The following is a 17,867-nucleotide window of genomic DNA, read 5'->3' as shown; positions in this document are numbered from 1 at the left end:
AAGGCCACCGGCCGGCTGCGCCCGATCGTGTGGGTGGGCATCGGCCTGGCGGTGTTCCAGCAGCTGGTCGGCATCAACGTGGTGTTCTACTACGGCGCGGTGCTGTGGCAGGCGGTGGGCTTCTCCGAGAACGACGCGCTGCTGATCAACGTGCTGTCCGGCGGGCTCAGCATCGGCGCCTGCCTGGTCACGGTGGTGCTGATCGACCGCATCGGCCGCAAGCCGCTGCTGTGGTTCGGCTCGGCGGGCATGGCGGTGACGCTGGCGCTGGTCACCTTCGCCTTCGCCAGCGGCTCGCTCGATGCCGGCGGCACCCTGCAGCTGTCCGATGCCATGGGCGTGCTGGCGCTGGTGGCGGCCAACGTCTACGTGATCTTCTTCAACATGTCCTGGGGCCCGGTGATGTGGGTGATGCTGGGCGAGATGTTCCCCAACCAGATCCGCGGTTCGGGCCTGGCGGTGGCCGGCGCCGCGCAGTGGACCTCGAACTTCGCCATCACCGTGACCTTCCCGGTGCTGCTGGGCAGCATCGGCCTGGCCGGCGCCTATGGCATCTACATGGTCGCCGCCATCCTGTCGGTGTTCTTCGTGCTGCGCTGCGTGCACGAGACCAAGGGCAGGGAGCTGGAGCAGATGGAGGGCTGACGGCCCGTGGCCCCGGGCGGTCCGGCCCGGGCCGCCCGCGGGCGGGTCGCCGGCCCCCGGCAGGCCCGGGGCCCGGAAACGAGAAAGCCCCGCGATGCGGGGCTTTTTCATGCGCTGACGGAGTTGGCGCTCCCTAGGGGACTCGAACCCCTGTTTTAGCCTTGAGAGGGCCACGTCCTAACCACTAGACGAAGGGAGCGTTTGGTCGCGTCCGGCGCAGCGCGCTAGTATATGGACCCGGATGCCATTCGGCAATCCCGAAACCCCAACCGGAAGCGCCACCATCAATTCCCCAGTTACAACCCCGTTCACCCTGCGCGTGATTCCGCGCGACCAGCACACCATTTCCCGCAAGGACATCAGCCCCAACGCGCTGCGTGTGCTCTACCGTCTGCGCGATGCGGGCTTCGGCGCCTACCTGGTGGGCGGCGCCGTGCGCGACCTGCTGGTCGGTGGGCGGCCCAAGGATTTCGACGTGGCCACCGACGCCACCCCCGAGCAGGTGAAGCAGCTGTTCCGCAACTGCCGGCTGATCGGCCGCCGCTTCCGCCTGGCGCACGTGGTGTTCGGCCGCGAGATCATCGAGGTCGCCACCTTCCGCGCCAACAGCGACGACGGCAGCGGCGACCGCGAGATGGAAAACGGCATGCTGGTGCGCGACAACGTCTACGGCACCATCGAGGACGACGCGGTGCGCCGCGACTTTTCCTGCAACGCCCTGTACTACGCCATCGAGGACTTCTCGGTGCGCGACTACACCGGCGGTTTCGAGGACGTGCAGCGGCGGGTGATGAAGCTGATCGGCGAGCCCGAGCAGCGCTACCACGAGGACCCGGTGCGGATGCTGCGCGCGGTGCGGCTGGCGGCCAAGCTGGGGTTCCAGATCGACCCGGCGACCGCCGAGCCGATCCCGCGGCTGGCCGGGCTGCTGGCCGAGGCGGCGCCGGCGCGGCTGTTCGAGGAGGTGCTCAAGCTGTTCCTGTCCGGGCACGGCGTGGCCAGTTTCGAGGGCCTGGAACGCTACGGCCTGCTGCCGGCGCTGTTCCCGGAAAGCGCCGCCGCGCTGCGCAGCAACCGCAGCGGCGCGTTGCGGCGGATGCTGCTCGAGGGCCTGCGCAACACCGATGCGCGGGTGGCCAACGACGAGCCGGTATCGCCGGCGTTCCTGTTCGCGCTGCTGCTGTGGCCGGCGTTCTGCCGGGCGCTGATGAGCCTGCAGGCGCAGGGCATGCACACCGAGGAGGCGCAGCGGCGCGCCGCCGACCGGGTGACCCTGCACCAGCTCTCCACCATTGCCCTGCCGCGGCGCTTCTCGCTGCCGATGCAGGAGATCTGGCTGCTGCAGTCGCGCTTCGGCTCGCGCCAGCGCAAGCGCGTGTTCCGCACGCTGACCCACCCGCGTTTCCGCGCCGCATTCGATTTCCTGGTACTGCGCCAGGTGGCTTCCAGCGAGCACGAGGCCGACATCGCCTTCTGGCGCGAGGCCCAGCAGCAGTCCGGGCGCGAGCTGGAGTCGGTGCTGGAAGCGGCGCATGCCGAGGCGGAGGAGGGCGAGACCGCCCGTCGCCCCCGGCGTCGTCGCCGCCGTCGGGGCGGTGTCGCCTCGGCCGAGTGACGGCGTGACCGTCGCCTGCATCGGCCTGGGCGCCAACCTCGGCGATGCCGAGGCGAGCGTGCGCGCGGCGATCGCCGCGCTCGACCGCCTGCCTTCCACGCGGCTGCTGGCCGCCTCGCGCCTGTACCGCACGCCGGCCTGGGGCAACGAGGACCAGCCGCCGTTCGTCAACGCCGCCGCGACCGTGACCACGGCGTTGCCGGCGCCGGCGCTGCTGGCCGAACTGCTGCGGACCGAGCAGCGGTTCGGTCGTACCCGCACCCCGGGGGAGCGCTGGGGGCCGCGTTCGCTGGACCTGGACCTGCTGTTGTACGGCGAGCAGGTCATCGACCTGCCGGGCCTGCAGGTGCCGCATCCCTACCTGCACGAGCGTGCATTCGTGCTGCTGCCGCTGGCCGAGATCGCCGCCGATACGCTCATTCCCGGCCATGGAACGGTGCGTGACGCTGCAGCGACGGCGAATTCCTGCGGCATCGCGGCAATAGGGTGATAATGAGCGGCTTATCGCTCCCGGTTATCAGTTCATGAGTAGTCACGCAGACAGCAAGCCCTGGACCGTACCCGCGCTGGCCGAGGCCAAGCGCAATGGCGAGAAGCTGGTGATGCTGACGGCCTACGACGCCGGCTTCGCCCGCGCGTTCGACGCCAACGGCGTGGACCTGATCCTGATCGGCGATTCGCTGGGCATGGTGGTGCAGGGGCACGATTCGACGCTGCCGGTGACCACCGACGACATGGTCTACCACACCCGTGCCGTGGCCCGCGTGCTGCAGCGTGCGCTGCTGGTGGCCGACCTGCCGTTCGGTGCCGATGCCACGCCCGAGCGCGCGTTCGAGGCCTCGGTGCGGCTGCTGCAGGCCGGTGCCGAGATGGTCAAGATCGAAGGCGCCGGCTTCAAGCTGGACGTGATCCGCTACCTGGTCGAGCGCGAGATCCCGGTCTGTTCGCACCTGGGGCTGACCCCGCAGTCGGTACTGCGCCTGGGCGGCTACAAGGTGCAGGGTCGCGGCGATGCGGCCCAGCAGCTGCGCGACGATGCCAGGGCGGTGGTCGAGGCCGGTGCCAGCCTGATCGTGCTCGAATGCGTGCCGACCCCGGTGGCGACGCAGGTCACCGCCGACGTGCCGGTGCCGACCATCGGCATCGGTGCCGGCCCCGGTTGCGATGGCCAGGTGCTGGTGCTGCACGATTTCCTCGGCCTGGACAGCGGCCACCGCCGTCCCAAGTTCGTCAAGGATTTCCTGGCCGAAGGCGGTTCCGTCGCCGGAGCCGTCCGCGCCTATGCCGACGCCGTGCGCGCCGGCACCTTCCCCGACGCAGAGCACGCCTACGCCTCATGATCGAAACCGTTACCGAACTGTCCCGGCTGCGTGCCATCGTCACCGGCTGGAAGCGCGAGGGCCTGCGCGTGGCGCTGGTGCCGACCATGGGCAACCTGCATGCCGGCCACTATTCGCTGGTGGAATTGGCGCGCCAACATGCCGACCGCGTGGTCTCCAGCGTGTTCGTCAATCCGACCCAGTTCGGCCCGAACGAGGATTTCACCCGCTATCCGCGCACCCCCGAGGCCGACACCAGCGGGCTGCAGGCGGCCGGCTGCGACGTGCTGTGGCTGCCCACGGTCGAATCGATGTACCCGTTTGGCGTGGAGCTGGCCGCGAACGTGCACGTGCCGGGCATCAGCAGCCTGCTCGAGGGTGCGCATCGCCCCGGCCACTTCGATGGCGTGTGCACGGTGGTCAGCCGCCTGTTCAACCAGGTGCAGCCGGACGTGGCCGCGTTCGGTCGCAAGGACTACCAGCAGCTGGCGGTGATCCGGCAGCTGGTGGCCGACCTGGCCTTCCCGATCGAGATCGTCGGCGGCGACATCGTCCGCGAGCACGACGGCCTGGCGATGAGTTCGCGCAACCAGTACCTCACCGCGGAAACGCGGCCGCAGGCGGCGCACATCCGCCGCGTGCTGCTGGCGATGCGCGAGGCCTGCCTGGCCGGCGTTCCGCGCGCCACGGTGGAGGCCGAGGGCGAGGCGCAGCTGCGTGCCGCCGGCTTCGAGGTGGATTATGCGGTGGTGCGGCTTCCCGACCTGGGCGAGCCGGCCGACGGCGTCGGCGGCGCACGCGTGGCGCTGGTGGCGGCGCGGCTGGGCGGCACCCGGCTGATCGACAACATCGAGTTCTGATCGCGGCGGGACAGTTCCTGTCCCGTCCGTTGCCCCGGCGATGACAGCGATGGCGCCGGGGTGGCGCCTTGCGCGCAAGGCCGCTGCGCCTGTGCAACCCCCGTCCCGGGCGGTGCTGGCAAGCCCGGCGCCGGTGCTAGACTGCGCGCTTTCTCCTGCAGTTTCGCCATACCCATGCACCTCTCCCTGCTCAAGACCAAGATCCACCGCGCCACCGTCACCCATTCGGAACTGAACTACGAAGGATCCATCGCCATCGACGGCGACCTGCTGGAAGCCACCGGCATCCGCGAGTTCGAACAGGTCCACATCTGGGACGTCACCAACGGCAGCCGTTTCTCCACCTACGCGATCCGCGCGGAGGCCGGCAGCGGCGTGATCTCGCTCAACGGCGGCGCCGCGCGCCACGTGCAGGTGGGCGACATCATCATCATTGCCGCCTTCGCCAGCATGAGCGAGGACGAAGCCGCCAGTTTCCAGCCCAAGCTGGTGTACGTGGACGGCAGCAACAGGATCACCCACACCAACAACAGCATCCCGACCCAGGCCGCATGACCCAGAACGACGGATTCGACCCGCTGCATTCCCACGCCCGGCGCCTGCGCGGCGCGAGCATTCCCTCGTTGTTGCAGGCCGAACCCGGGCGCGTGCAGACGCTGGGGCTGCGGGTCGGTCCGTTGTACGCCAACTTCGCGCGGCAGAAGTACGACCGCGCGGCGCTGGACGCACTGCTGGCGTTGGCCGTCGAACGCGACGTCGCCGGCGGTTTCCGGCGGTTGTTCCGCGGCGAGACGGTCAACCCGACCGAAGGCCGCGCGGCGCTGCACAGCGCGCTGCGCGGCGAACCGTCCGGCGCACCGGTCGCCGCCGAGGCCCACGCCACCGCCGCCCAGGTACGCCAGCGGATGGGCGAGCTGGTGCGGGCGCTGGAGGCCAGCGGCGTCACCGACATCGTCAGCGTCGGCATCGGCGGCTCGGACCTCGGCCCGCGGCTGGTGGCCGATGCGCTGCGTCCGGCGGGCGGTGCGCGTTTCCGCGTGCATTTCGTCTCCAACGTCGACGGCGCGGCGATGCAGCGCACCCTGGCCGCGCTGGACCCGGCCACCACCGCCGGCATCCTGATCTCCAAGACCTTCGGCACCCAGGAAACCCTGCTCAACGGCGCGATCCTGCACGCCTGGCTGGGCGGCAGCGAGCGCCTGTACGCGGTCAGCGCCAACCCCGAGCGCGCCGCCAAGGCGTTCGACATCGCCCCGGGGCGGGTGCTGCCGATGTGGGACTGGGTCGGCGGACGTTATTCGCTGTGGTCGTCGGTCGGTTTCCCGATCGCGCTGGCGATCGGTTTCGAACGCTTCGAGCAACTGCTGGCCGGTGCCGCCGAAATGGACGCGCATGCGCTCGAGGCGCCGCCGCAACACAACCTGCCGGTGCTGCATGCGCTGACCGACATCTGGAACCGCAACCTGCTCGGCTACGCCACCCATGCGGTGATGACCTACGACCAGCGCCTGGCGCTGCTGCCGGCCTACCTGCAGCAGCTGGTGATGGAGAGCCTGGGCAAGCGCGTGCAGCTCGACGGCACCCCGGTGGCCGGCGACACCGTGCCGGTGTGGTGGGGCGGGGCCGGGACCGACGTGCAGCACAGCTTCTTCCAGGCGCTGCACCAGGGCACCAGCGTGGTGCCGGCCGATTTCATCGGCTGCGTGCGCAACGACGACCCGTACACGGTCAACCACCAGGCGCTGCTGGCCAACCTGCTGGCGCAGACCGAGGCGCTGGCCAACGGCCAGGGCAGCGACGATCCGCACCGCGACTATCCCGGCGGCCGCCCGAGCACGCTGATCCTGCTCGACGCGCTCACCCCGCAGGCGCTGGGCGCGCTGATCGCGATGTACGAGCACGCGGTGTACGTGCAATCGCTGATCTGGAACATCAATGCCTTCGACCAGTTCGGGGTGGAACTGGGCAAGCAGCTGGCCAGCCAGTTGCTGCCGGCGCTGCAGGGGCAGGACGTGGCGGTGGACGATCCGGTGACGCGGGCGATGCTCGCGCACCTGCGCGAGCACGGCTGACTCCGACCCCGGCGGAGGGATGACCCTCCGCGGGCGCGGGATGGAATGAAGACGGCGGCCATGGGCCGCCGTCGTCGTATCCGGCCGGCGCGCTGCGCACCGCGTGCGGCCGACCGGCTGCTTGAGCCAGCGGGCAGGGGGGCGACCGCTGGCGCCGGCAGGAGCCGGGGCGTCGTTCGTACGCGGCGCTTGACCGCGCCGTTGCCGCGCCGTAACGTGTGCGGCGCCATGGTTTCATCGCTTTATCCGTATTGAGCGATTGAATTAAAAGGGAAGCCGGTGCGGACGCTGTTCCGTCCCATTCCGGCGCTGCCCCGCAGCGGTATTTGGAAACGACCCCCGTCATCAGCACTGGCCCCGTGGCCGGGAAGCGACGGGCAGTAGGCGGTCCCTGCCGGGACCACGTCCATGAGCCCGAAGACCTGCCCTGGCCAGGGAGCGATCCCTGCCTGACCTGGAGCTTCCGTGGGGAGGTGGCCGGGGCGCATGCCGGGGGCGGCTCTCCGGCATGTCCCCGTGTGCGCGTGTCCCGTGGAGCTCCGGTTCGCCCGAGGGGGCGAAGGTCGCTGGCGTGCGCGATGGCCCGTGCGGTGCGGCGGGAGCGGCATGCGGTTCCTTCGTTCCTCAATTCATACGAATCGAGGACTGTGTAGATGACCATCGTTACCAACCTGGGTTTCCCGCGCATCGGCGCGCGGCGCGAACTCAAGCAGGCATTGGAAGCCTTCTGGCGCGGCGACACCGATGCCGCCACGCTGCAGGACGTCGCCCACGAACTGCGCCGGAAGCACTGGCGACTGCAGGCCGGGGCCGGCGCCGACGTGGTGCCGTGCAACGACTTCTCGCTGTACGACCATGTGCTGGACACCGCCGTGCTGTTCGACGCGATCCCGGCGCGCTATCGCGCACTGGCCGACGCCGATCCGCTGGCCGGCTACTTCGCGCTGGCCCGCGGCATCCAGAAGGACGGCGTGGACCTGCCCGCGCTGGAGATGACCAAGTGGTTCGATACCAACTACCACTACCTGGTACCGGAACTGGAAGCGGGGCAGGCGTTCGCCCTGCGCGGCGACAAGCCGCTGCGCGAATACCGGGAGGCGCGCGCGCTGGGGCTGCAGGCGCGGCCGGTGCTGCTGGGGCCGGTGAGCTTCCTGCTGCTGTCCAAGACGGTGGACGGCAGCGACCGCCTGGCGCTGCTCGACCGGTTGCTGTGGGCCTATGCCGAACTGCTGGGCAAGCTGCAGGAGGCCGGCGCCGACTGGGTGCAGATCGACGAACCCTGCCTGGTGCTGGACCTGGACGAGGCCGCGCGCGCGGCCTACCGCAAGGCCTACCGGCTGCTGGCCGACGTGCCGCGGCCGAAGCTGCTGCTGGCCACCTATTTCGGCGCGCTGGAGGACAACCTGGAACTGGCCGCCGGGCTGCCGGTGGACGGACTGCACCTGGACCTGGTGCGCGGCAAGGAGCAGTTGAACGAGGTGCTGACGCACTGGCCGCAGCAGCGGGTGCTGTCGCTGGGGCTGGTGGACGGCCGCAACATCTGGCGTGCGAACCTGGACGATGCACTGGTGCTGGCGCGCTTCGCCCGCGCCCGGCGTTCGCCGGAAAACCTGTGGCTGGCGCCGTCGTGCTCGCTGCTGCACGTCCCGGTCGACCTGTCGGGCGAGAAGAAGCTGCCGGCCGACCTGCTGTCCTGGCTGTCGTTCGCGCGGCAGAAGATCGGCGAGCTGCGGGTGCTGGCCGACGCGCTCGACGCGGTGCCGACGGCCGAGGCGGCGCTGGCCGACGCACGCGAACGCGTCGCCGCGCGCCGCGCCTCGCCGCGGGTGCACCGGGCCGAGGTGGCGGCACGCCTGGCGGCGCTGGACGCGGGCGCGTCGCAGCGCGCTTCGCCCTATCCGCAGCGGCGCGCGGTGCAGGCCGCACGGCTGGGCCTGCCGGCGTTCCCGACCACCACCATCGGCTCGTTCCCGCAGACCCACGAGGTGCGGCAGGCGCGCGCCCGTTACCGGTCCGGCAAGCTCGGCCAGGCCGATTACGATGCCTTCATCGCCGCCGAGACCGAACGCTGCGTGCGCATCCAGGAGCAACTGGGGCTGGACGTGCTGGTGCACGGCGAGTTCGAGCGCAACGACATGGTCGAGTACTTCGGCGAACAGCTCGACGGCTTCGCCTTCACCGGCAACGGCTGGGTGCAGAGCTACGGCTCGCGCTGCGTGAAGCCGCCGATCATCTACGGCGACGTGTCGCGCCCGGCGCCGATGACGGTGCGCTGGTCGCGGTACGCGCAATCGCTGACCGGCAAGCCGATGAAGGGCATGCTCACCGGACCGGTGACGGTGCTGCAGTGGTCGTTCGTGCGCGACGACCAGGAGCGCGCGCAGACCTGCCGGCAGATCGCGCTGGCGCTGCGCGACGAGGTGGCGGACCTGGAGGCGGCCGGCATCGGCGTGATCCAGATCGACGAACCGGCGCTGCGCGAAGGCCTGCCGCTGCGGCGTGCGGCGTGGAAGGCGTACCTGGAGTGGGCGGTGCAGTGCTTCCGCATCAGCGCCGCGGGCGCGCGCGACGAGACCCAGATCCACACCCACATGTGCTACTCCGAGTTCAACGACATCATCGAGGCGGTGGCGGCGATGGACGCCGACGTGATCTCGATCGAGACCTCGCGCTCGCGCATGGAGCTGCTGGACGCGTTCGTGAAGTTCCGCTACCCCAGCGGGATCGGCCCGGGCGTGTACGACATCCATTCGCCGCGGGTGCCGGACCCGGCGGAAATGCTGGAGCTGCTGCACAAGGCACGTTCGGTGCTGTCGCCCGAACAGCTGTGGGTCAACCCGGACTGCGGGCTCAAGACCCGCGGCTGGCCGGAGACCCGGGCCGCACTGGCGGCGATGGTGGCGGCCGCGCAGGCGATGCGCAGCGCCGCCTGATCCCGCGGCCGGCATGGGCACGGGGCGCCGCGGCGGCCCGTCCCATACGCCGCCCGCGATAGAGCCGGTCGTCAGCGATTGCGGGCCGGCTTGATCTGGGTCAATTCAATATCTAGTGGTAGTGGCATATCTTTTCCACAACAAGTTGTGGACAAGGAGGCCATTCCCATGGCGATGACGATGCCGGGACCGCGCAGGACATCCCCGCCCGAGGGCTGGGTGGATTGCTCCGCCTCGATCGACGAATACCTGAGCCGTGCCGACTGGCGGGTCAATGCCAACGCCAACCAGGGCTATTCGCTGGGCGGACTGATCCTGAACGTGTCCGGCAAGGTCACCGCCAACTACTGGCTTTCCCACGTGTATCCGGCGGAGGTGGGCCGCGCCCATTGCGAGGGCGACCTGCATATCCACGACCTGGACATGCTGGCCGGCTACTGCGCCGGCTGGTCGCTGCGCACGCTGCTGTACGAAGGGCTCAACGGCGTGCCCAACAAGGTCGAGGCCGGGCCGCCGAAGCACCTGTCCTCGGCGGTGGGGCAGATCGTCAACTTCCTGGGCACGCTGCAGAACGAGTGGGCCGGGGCACAGGCGTTCTCCTCGTTCGACACCTACATGGCGCCGTTCGTGCGCAAGGACCGGCTTTCCTACGACGAAGTCCGGCAGTGCATCCAGGAGTTGATCTACAACCTCAACGTACCGTCGCGCTGGGGCACGCAGACCCCGTTCACCAACCTCAGCTTCGACTGGGTATGCCCGGCCGACCTGCGCCAGCAGACGCCGTTCATCGCCGGCGAGGAGATGCCGTTCGCCTACGGCGAGCTACAGGCCGAGATGGACCTGATCAACCGTGCCTACATCGAGGTGATGACCGCCGGCGATGCCAAGGGTCGGGTATTCACCTTCCCGATCCCGACCTACAACATCACCGCCGATTTCCCGTGGGAGTCGGACAACGCACAGCGGTTGTTCGAGATGACCGCCAAGTACGGCCTGCCGTACTTCCAGAACTTCATCAATTCCGAACTGGACCCGGGCCAGATCCGCTCGATGTGCTGCCGCCTACAGCTGGACCTGCGCGAACTGCTCAAGCGCGGCAACGGCCTGTTCGGCAGCGCCGAGCAGACCGGCAGCCTGGGCGTGGTGACGATCAACTGCGCGCGCCTGGGTTACCTGCACCGTGGCGACGAGACCGGCCTGTACCGGCGGCTGGACGAGTTGCTGGAGCTGGGCATGCGCAGCCTGGAAATCAAGCGCGGGGTGATCCAGAAGCTGATCGACGACGGCCTGTTCCCCTACACCAAGCGCTACCTGGGATCGCTGCGCAACCACTTCTCGACGCTGGGGGTGAATGGCATCAACGAGATGATCCGCAACTTCAGCGGCGACGCGGACGATATCGCCGGCGAATGGGGCCACGGTTTCGCATTGCGCCTGCTCGACCACGTGCGTGCGCGCATGGTCGAGTTCCAGGAAAGCACCGGGCATCTCTACAACCTGGAAGCCACGCCGGCCGAAGGCACCACCTACCGCTTCGCCAGGGAGGATCGCCGGCGCTGGCCGGACATCCTGCAGGCCGGCAGCGCGGAAAAACCCTACTACACCAACTCCTCGCAGCTGCCGGTCGGTTTCACCGACGATCCGTTCGAGGCGCTGGAGCGGCAGGAAGCGCTGCAGTCGCGCTATACCGGCGGCACCGTGCTGCACCTGTACATGGGCGAGCGCATCTCCAGCGGCGCGGCCTGCCGCGAACTGGTCAGGCGCGCGCTGAGCCGTTTCCGGCTGCCGTACATCACCATCACCCCGACGTTCTCGATCTGCCCGGAGCACGGCTACCTGGCGGGCGAGCACGAGTTCTGTCCGCGCTGCGATGCCGAGCGCCTGGCAGCCAAACAGCGTGCCGCGATCGCGGGCGCCCCCGGCCGCGGGTAGTTCTTTTCCTGCGGGGACGAAGGGAGAGGGGCGAAGCCCGCGCGATATGCGCGGACGTGCGACTTCGTCCATGCCCCGGTCCGCGCTTTCCCGGAGGCAGCAGACGTTCCATGCACGCCGATCCATCCAACCCAAGAGGAGTACACGCATGAAGACGACCACCGATACCACCGCCCCCCGGCTGCGCGACGACGAGCGCCAGCGCTGCGAAGTCTGGACCCGGGTGATGGGCTACCACCGCCCGGTGTCCAGCTTCAACATCGGCAAGCAGGGCGAGCACGCCGAGCGCCGCTTCTTCAGCGAACGCGCCTGCGCCGAAGCGGTGCCCAGCGCGGCATGATCCGCATCGGCGGGATGACGCCGTTGACCAGCATCGACTTTCCCGACCGGCTGGCGGCGGTGTTGTTCCTGCAGGGCTGTCCGTGGCGTTGCGGCTATTGCCACAACCCGGAGTTGCTGCCGGCACGCGGCGAAGGCGGCATCGCCTGGGAGGCGGTGGGGGCATTCCTGCGCCGCCGCCGTGGCCTGCTCGATGGCGTGGTGTTTTCCGGTGGCGAACCCACCGCGCAGGCCGCATTGCCAGCGGCGATGGCCGAGGTGAAGGCGCTCAGCTATCAGCTCGCGTTGCACACCGGCGGCATGTATCCGGCGCGGTTGCAGCGGGTGCTGCCGTTGCTGGACTGGGTGGGTCTGGACATCAAGGCGCCGGCCGGCGGCTACGACAGGGTGACCGGGTGCCGCCGCAGCGGCGTGCCGGTCGGGGAGTCGCTGCAGCTGCTGCTGGACAGTGGCGTGGCCTACGAGTGCCGCACCACGTGGAATCCGCGGGTGTTCCCGCTGGATGATCTGTACCGGTTGGCCGACGAGCTGGCCGGGCGTGGTGTGCGCCACTGGGTGTTGCAGGAATGCTCCAGCCAGGGGCAGGGCATCGCCGTCGCGGAGCGGCCGGACCTGGCGAGGCTGGGGCGCGATTTCGAGCAGTTCCAGTTCCGCCACGGCTGAGTGCACGGCCAGTGCGGGATTCAGCGCGTCGGGTCGCGTTCCGGGCTGGGGCGCTTGCTCAGCTTGCGTTGCAGCGAGCGCCGGTGCATGCCCAGCAGGCGCGCGGCGGCGGAGACGTTGCCGCCGGTTTCGTGCAGCGCCTGCTGGATGTGTTCCCACTGCAGCCGGCTGATCGGCGTCATCGCGTCCGGCGGCTCCAGTTCCTCGGGGTCGTCCGGCGCCTCGTCGTCCTCGCCCAGTGCGCGCAGGATCATCGACACCGTGGCCGGCTTGGGCAGGTAGTCGTCGGCGCCCAGCTTGATCGCTTCCACGGCGGTGGCGATGCTGGCATAGCCGGTCACCAGCAGGATGCGCATGTCCGCGCGCAGCGCGCGCAGCGGCTGGATCAGCGACAGGCCCGAGTCGGCGCCGAGCTTGAGGTCGATCAGGGCGAACGCCGGCGGGGCGGCACCGGCCTGCCGCAAGGCGCTGGCGATGTCGGTCGCGGTGGCGGTTTCGATGCCACGGCGGGCGAGGCTGCGTTGCAGGGTACGCAGGTACAGCGGGTCGTCGTCGACCAGCAGGCCGGCGGTGGAATGGAGGGTCATGTGCGGGCTCCGTCGGTGGCGAGCGGCAGGCGGAAACCGACACGGGCGCCGTGGCCTTCGGCCGGACGCATCCACAGTTCGCCATGCAATCGCTCGATGGTGGCGTGCGACAGCGCCAGGCCCACGCCCATGCCGTCGGTCTTGCTGCTGTTGAACAGGGTGCCGGGCAGCACCGCCTGGGCGGCATCGAAGCCGCCGCCGTAGTCGCGCACCTCGCCGAACAGCTGGTCGCCCTCGATCCGCAGCGACAGGTCCACCTGTGCGCGCCCGGCCCGTTCGCCGGCATCGGCGGCATTGTTGAGCAGCACCTGCAGCAGGTGGCCCACGCCGGGCTCCAGCGCCAGCGCCAGCGGCGCGTCGTCGTTGCGCCGCAGCTGGATGGTCGGGCGTACCAGCCGCCATTGTTCGAGCACATGCGCCAGCGGGATGCGCGCGCGCGCGTCGGCATCGTTGGCCGGAGCGGCCAGCGCCAGCACCCGCTCGCGGCACTGCACCAGCAGCTCGCGCAGCGTTTCCAGGTCGTCGCGCAGTTCCGGCGAATCGCATTGCTCGGCGATGTCGTCGGCCAGCAGGGTCATGGTCGCCAGCGGCGTGTTGAGCTCGTGCGCCACCGAGGCGGCATGGGTGGCCAGGGCGACGATGCCCTCGTTGCGCACGAAGCGCTCGCGCAGCAGCGCCAGTTCGCGCTCGCGTTCGCGCAGCGCCAGCGCCAGCCGGGTCGAGAACACCAGCACCACCATGCTCGAGATCAGGAAGTTGGCGGCCGCGCCCCACAGGTGCAGTTCCATCGCATCGAAGCGGCCGTCGGGGAGCGGTTTTCCGAACACCGCGCTGACGGTGTAGCCGGCCAGGCAACTGGCGGTCACGGCCAGGGTCCAGCGCAGCGGCAGCGCCAGCGCCGCCAGCGCGATCAGGATCAGGAACAGCGAACCGAACGGATTGGCGATGCCGCCGCTCCAGCCGACCATCCAGGTCAGCACCGCCACGTCGACCAGGATGTGGCCGAAGGCGGTGACCGGCGCCGGGTCGGCATCGGCCACCTGCTGCTGCACGATCAGGTTGAACAACGCCAGCAGCGCCACGCCCGCCCACAACGGCAGTTGCGGCAGGTCCATCCCGAGCAGCCAGGTGGCGACCACGATGGTCGCGGCCTGGCCGGCGGTGGCCAGCCAGCGCAGGCTGCACAGGGTGCGCAGGAAGGAAGCATCGGAGCCGTTCATCGAGCGTAATCGTATGCGTTCGCGTTGCGGGCTGCCTGCGACGATCGGTCGCAGGCACGGAATCGCCCCGACTGCGGGATGAACAGGCCGCCGTCGGCCAACCTGCGGCGGCGGCCCGCGCTAAAATGCGCGGATGCATGACGCCGTGACCCGACCGACACCGCCCACCGACGCGACCGCGTGGCCCCGCCGCATCACCCAGACCGTCGAGATCGGCGGCGTGCGGGTCGGCGGCGGGCATCCGGTGGTGGTGCAATCGATGACCAATACCGATACCGCCGATGTCGCCTCCAGCGTCAAGCAGGTGGCCGAGCTGTGGCGGGCCGGGTCGGAGATGGTGCGGCTGACGGTCAACAATCCCGAATCGGCCGCCGCCATCCCGCGCATCGTCGACAAGCTGGCGATGATGGGCATCGAAGTGCCGCTGATCGGCGACTTCCACTACAACGGCCACCAGTTGCTGAGCCAGGAGCCGGCCTGCGCCGAGGCGCTGGCCAAGTACCGCATCAATCCGGGCAACGTCGGCTTCGGCAAGAAGAAGGACACCCAGTTCGCGCAGCTGATCGAGTTCGCCATCCGCTACGGCAAGCCGGTGCGGATCGGCGCCAACTGGGGCTCGCTGGACCAGTCGCTGGCCGCGCGGCTGATGGACGAGAACAGCCGGCGCGAGCAGCCGTGGGACGCCGGCCGGGTGCTGCGCGAAGCGCTGATCCGCTCGGCGCTGGATTCGGCCGAACAGGCGGTGGAGCTGGGCCTGGCGCGCGACCGCATCGTGCTTTCGGCCAAGGTCAGCGGCGTGCAGGAACTGATCGCGGTGTACCGCGACCTGGCGCAGCGTTCGGACTTCGCCCTGCACCTGGGCCTGACCGAGGCCGGCATCGGCAGCAAGGGCATCGTTGCCTCGTCGGCGGCGCTGGCGGTGCTGCTGCAGGAAGGCATCGGCGACACCATCCGCATCTCGCTGACGCCCGAGCCGGGGCAGTCGCGCACGCAGGAAGTGATCGTCGCCCAGGAGCTGCTGCAGACCACCGGGCAGCGTGCGTTCACGCCGCTGGTCACCGCCTGCCCGGGCTGCGGCCGCACCACTTCGGAGTTCTTCCAGGAACTGGCCAAGGTGGTGCAGAACCACGTGCGCGAGAAGATGCCGGTGTGGAAGGTCAGCCACCCCGGTGCGGAGAACATGACCCTGGCGGTGATGGGCTGCGTGGTCAACGGCCCGGGCGAATCGCGCCACGCCAACATCGGCATCTCGCTGCCGGGCACCGGCGAGGCGCCGTCGGCGCCGGTGTTCGTCGACGGCGAGAAGAAGGTGACGCTGCGCGGCGAGAACATCGCCCGGGAATTCGTCGCCCTGATCGACAGCTACGTCGAAGACAAGTATGCCCGCGGCGCCGGGTAGCGCGCCGCACGAGGAAGCCGCCGGCTTCCGCCATTGGATGGCCCGCAACGCATGGCGCTTCGCGCTGCTGTTCGCCGGCGTGTTGCTGCCGCTGGCCGGCTTCGTCGCGCTGGCCGACGAGGTCCACGAACTGGAGTCGTTCTACTTCGACGCGCCGCTGCTGTGGCGCATGCACGCGCTGGCCTCGCCGGGGCTGGACGCGTTCTTCGTCGCCATGTCGAAGATCGGCTACCAGTGGGGCGTGATCCCGGTCGACGTGCTGATCGTGTTCGCATTGCTGGCGCGCCGGCAATGGCGCGAAGGCAGCTTCGCGGCGCTCGCCTTTGCCGGCTCGGCGCTGTTGAACCTGTCCAGCAAGCAGCTGTTCCAGCGCGACCGCCCGGGCCTCTGGGAGTCGATTGCCCCGGAGACCACCTTCAGCTTCCCCAGCGGCCACGCGATGGGATCGATGACGCTGGCGGCGACCGTGCTGCTGCTGGCCTGGCCGACCCGCTGGCGCTGGCCGCTGCTGTCGGCCGCCATCGCGTTCGTGGTGTCGGTGGGGCTGTCGCGCGTCTACCTGGGCGTGCATTACCCCTCCGACATCCTCGGCGGCTGGTGCGCGGCGCTGGCCTGGACCGTCGGCGTGTATCTGGTGATGTTCCGCCAGCGGCATCCGTGGCGGCGGTTGCGCAGGGACGGGCAGGGCTGAGGCGGGCCGGCGACGGAGGCCGGCCATGGTCGTGGTGTCGGAAAAATCCTAGGGCCGATGCGGGAAAGTTCCGATGGCGCCGGCCCCGGCAGCGCCTGGATAATGGCGATGCCAACCGCAGGCCACCGGCCCGCGTCCAACCGGACGCGTCAGGCCAGGTCACTCGAACCTGCGTGCCGGGCCTTGAGTAAGTCCGGTGTGGTTCATCTGCAGAATACCGTTGTGTCGCCCCGTGGGGTACGGGCGATGCATGCCAGAATGGGCAGGGGCAACCAGGGACTGGCTTGCCCGGAACTGTTCGCGGGGCTAGGCTGGCCTCGTTTTTTGCTGTCGGGGGAGCGCAGGGATGACCATCAGGGTATTTCTAATCGACGACCACGCGTTGGTGCGCACCGGCATCAAGATGATCCTTGCTGGCGAGACCGGCATCGAGGTGGTCGGCGAAGCCGACAGTGGCGAAACCGCGCTGCCGTTGATCCGCCAGCTCAAGCCGGACGTGGTGCTGTGCGACCTGCACCTGCCGGGCGTGAGCGGGCTGGAAGTGACCGAGCGCATCGTCAAGGGCGACCACGGCACCCGCGTGGTGATCGTGTCGGTGCTGGAGGACGGGCCGCTGCCCAAGCGCCTGCTCGAAGCCGGCGCCTCCGGTTATGTCGGCAAAGGCGGAGACGCCCAGGAACTGGTGCGGGCAGTGCACGATGTTGCGCTGGGCCGCCCCTACCTCGGCAGCAGCATCGCGCAGAACCTGGCCCTGGCCAACCTGGAAGGCAGCGATTCGCCGTTCGATGCGCTGTCGCCGCGCGAGCTCGAGGTGGCGTTGCTGCTCACCCAGGGGCTGCGCCAGGAAGACATCGCCAAGCGCCTGTGCCTGAGCGCCAAGACCGTCAATACCCACAAGGCGCGCCTGTTCGAGAAGATCGGCATCCAGGACAACATCGCACTGGCGCGGCTGGCCAGCCAGTATGGCCTGCTGGAGCCGGCACGGCCGCTCTGACCGGGTATCGACGGCGCTTTGCCGCATCGGCGGCGAACACGTGTGCCTTGCGGGATCCGCGCCGAGGCATGCCGGGCGGCCTCCCTCCGTTTACACCGTTTCCGGGTGATCGCATGCGGCGGATGGCCCTGTGCGTTGCGAGCCGCGTGTTCCGACTGCCGGTTTCCCGTATCGGTTGGCCTCGTGGCGAAGGCGCGTATTCGCATGGAAACGTCCTGGCGGTGCGCTCTTATGCGCCGCCGATGGGTTCGATGGGGATGGCCGGGTTGCGACACCCCTAGGTCGGTGCGGTTGCTGGTGCCTTCCGCGGCGGCTGCCATGGTGGCGGGGCGGGGGATTCTCCGGCCATGTCGGGATCTGGGCCGCGGGTCGGCTCCGGCGCATGGGCTTGGCCATGCCGGATATCCGGGTCGGAGTGCCAGTCGTTCGCGGAATGTTCCAGGCCGGTTCCCGCCGCGGCGGAAAGCGGCCAGGCTACAAGTACACATGACGCGAGAACAAGAGGCTGTTCTCCCATCCGTGGGGCAGGCGCGTTGTTGCCACTCCGATAAGCTCGCGTGGCCTCGGGCCATCAGTCGCGACCGATGGAGGCGACCGT

16 protein-coding genes, 1 tRNA gene and 1 riboswitch are annotated in these 17,867 nt (G+C 69.5%); of the genes, 14 read left to right on the top strand and 3 right to left on the bottom strand.

Going from position 1 to position 17,867, the window contains the following annotated elements:
• A partial coding sequence (locus OK345_RS09910; protein ID WP_265127804.1) for an MFS transporter occupies nucleotides 1-645 on the top strand: 645 nt, incomplete at its 5' end.
• 124 nt (nucleotides 646-769) lie between these two features.
• Here the strand turns inward: OK345_RS09910 and OK345_RS09905 are convergent.
• Nucleotides 770-844: transfer RNA gene (locus OK345_RS09905), tRNA-Glu, on the bottom strand.
• 42 nt (nucleotides 845-886) lie between these two features.
• Between OK345_RS09905 and pcnB the strand changes: the two genes are divergently transcribed.
• From pcnB to OK345_RS09855, 10 genes are all read left to right on the top strand, one after another.
• On the top strand, nucleotides 887-2,260 hold the full coding sequence (gene pcnB / locus OK345_RS09900) for a polynucleotide adenylyltransferase PcnB (RefSeq protein ID WP_265127803.1): 1,374 nt from the start codon (nucleotides 887-889) through the stop codon (nucleotides 2,258-2,260).
• Nucleotides 2,261-2,264: 4 nt separating this feature from the next.
• Nucleotides 2,265-2,750, top strand: a complete 486-nt coding sequence (folK, locus tag OK345_RS09895) for a 2-amino-4-hydroxy-6-hydroxymethyldihydropteridine diphosphokinase (protein WP_265127802.1) — start codon at nucleotides 2,265-2,267, stop codon at nucleotides 2,748-2,750.
• 34 nt (nucleotides 2,751-2,784) lie between these two features.
• Entirely contained in the window at nucleotides 2,785-3,600 is an 816-nt protein-coding gene (gene panB / locus OK345_RS09890; protein WP_265127801.1) for a 3-methyl-2-oxobutanoate hydroxymethyltransferase, read from the top strand.
• Complete coding sequence (gene panC / locus OK345_RS09885) at nucleotides 3,597-4,439, top strand: pantoate--beta-alanine ligase (RefSeq protein ID WP_265127800.1); 843 nt, start codon at nucleotides 3,597-3,599, stop codon at nucleotides 4,437-4,439. The genes panB and panC overlap by 4 nt, the downstream gene beginning before the upstream one ends.
• Nucleotides 4,440-4,613: 174 nt before the next feature.
• A complete protein-coding gene (gene panD / locus OK345_RS09880; protein WP_265127799.1) occupies nucleotides 4,614-4,994 on the top strand; it encodes an aspartate 1-decarboxylase in 381 nt (126 codons plus the stop codon).
• Nucleotides 4,991-6,511 carry a glucose-6-phosphate isomerase gene (gene pgi / locus OK345_RS09875; protein ID WP_265127798.1) on the top strand — a complete coding sequence of 507 codons (1,521 nt, stop codon included), beginning with the start codon at nucleotides 4,991-4,993 and terminating at the stop codon, nucleotides 6,509-6,511. Before panD ends, pgi begins: the two co-directional genes overlap by 4 nt.
• 212 nt (nucleotides 6,512-6,723) lie before the next feature.
• A riboswitch (cobalamin riboswitch) is annotated at nucleotides 6,724-6,955 on the top strand.
• A gap of 209 nt (nucleotides 6,956-7,164) precedes the next feature.
• Entirely contained in the window at nucleotides 7,165-9,444 is a 2,280-nt protein-coding gene (metE, locus tag OK345_RS09870; protein WP_265127797.1) for a 5-methyltetrahydropteroyltriglutamate--homocysteine S-methyltransferase, read from the top strand.
• Nucleotides 9,445-9,612: 168 nt separating this feature from the next.
• The gene (locus OK345_RS09865) at nucleotides 9,613-11,376 is read left to right on the top strand and encodes a ribonucleoside triphosphate reductase (protein WP_265127796.1); all 1,764 of its coding nucleotides are present in this window, start codon (nucleotides 9,613-9,615) and stop codon (nucleotides 11,374-11,376) included.
• Between the two features lie 148 nt (nucleotides 11,377-11,524).
• Nucleotides 11,525-11,716: an anaerobic ribonucleoside-triphosphate reductase gene (gene nrdD / locus OK345_RS09860; RefSeq protein WP_265127795.1), complete on the top strand. Its 192-nt coding sequence runs from the start codon at nucleotides 11,525-11,527 to the stop codon at nucleotides 11,714-11,716.
• Nucleotides 11,713-12,378, top strand: coding sequence for an anaerobic ribonucleoside-triphosphate reductase activating protein (locus OK345_RS09855; RefSeq protein WP_265127794.1), 666 nt, complete (start codon nucleotides 11,713-11,715; stop codon nucleotides 12,376-12,378). Before nrdD ends, OK345_RS09855 begins: the two co-directional genes overlap by 4 nt.
• 20 nt (nucleotides 12,379-12,398) lie before the next feature.
• Here the strand turns inward: OK345_RS09855 and OK345_RS09850 are convergent, their stop codons facing one another.
• Nucleotides 12,399-12,965, bottom strand: a complete 567-nt coding sequence (locus OK345_RS09850) for a response regulator transcription factor (protein WP_265127793.1) — start codon at nucleotides 12,963-12,965, stop codon at nucleotides 12,399-12,401.
• On the bottom strand, nucleotides 12,962-14,185 hold the full coding sequence (locus OK345_RS09845) for an ATP-binding protein (RefSeq protein ID WP_265127792.1): 1,224 nt from the start codon (nucleotides 14,183-14,185) through the stop codon (nucleotides 12,962-12,964). The genes OK345_RS09850 and OK345_RS09845 overlap by 4 nt, the downstream gene beginning before the upstream one ends.
• 133 nt (nucleotides 14,186-14,318) lie before the next feature.
• Here OK345_RS09845 and ispG point away from each other — a divergent pair, with 133 nt between their 5' ends.
• From ispG to OK345_RS09830, 3 genes are all read left to right on the top strand, one after another.
• Complete coding sequence (ispG, locus tag OK345_RS09840; protein WP_265127791.1) at nucleotides 14,319-15,584, top strand: flavodoxin-dependent (E)-4-hydroxy-3-methylbut-2-enyl-diphosphate synthase; 1,266 nt, start codon at nucleotides 14,319-14,321, stop codon at nucleotides 15,582-15,584.
• Nucleotides 15,565-16,275, top strand: coding sequence for a phosphatase PAP2 family protein (locus OK345_RS09835; RefSeq protein ID WP_265127790.1), 711 nt, complete (start codon nucleotides 15,565-15,567; stop codon nucleotides 16,273-16,275). The genes ispG and OK345_RS09835 overlap by 20 nt, the downstream gene beginning before the upstream one ends.
• A 346-nt stretch (nucleotides 16,276-16,621) precedes the next feature.
• Nucleotides 16,622-17,269 (top strand): response regulator, encoded by a 648-nt coding sequence (locus tag OK345_RS09830; protein ID WP_265127789.1) that lies wholly within the window; start codon nucleotides 16,622-16,624, stop codon nucleotides 17,267-17,269.
• The last annotated feature ends 598 nt before the right edge of the window (nucleotides 17,270-17,867 follow it).

It is taken from the genome of Xanthomonas chitinilytica (assembly GCF_026107455.2).
GTDB lineage: Bacteria > Pseudomonadota > Gammaproteobacteria > Xanthomonadales > Xanthomonadaceae > Stenotrophomonas > Stenotrophomonas chitinilytica.
The sequence above is the reverse complement of the archived record's forward strand: the minus strand, read 5'-3'. Positions and strand labels throughout refer to the sequence as shown.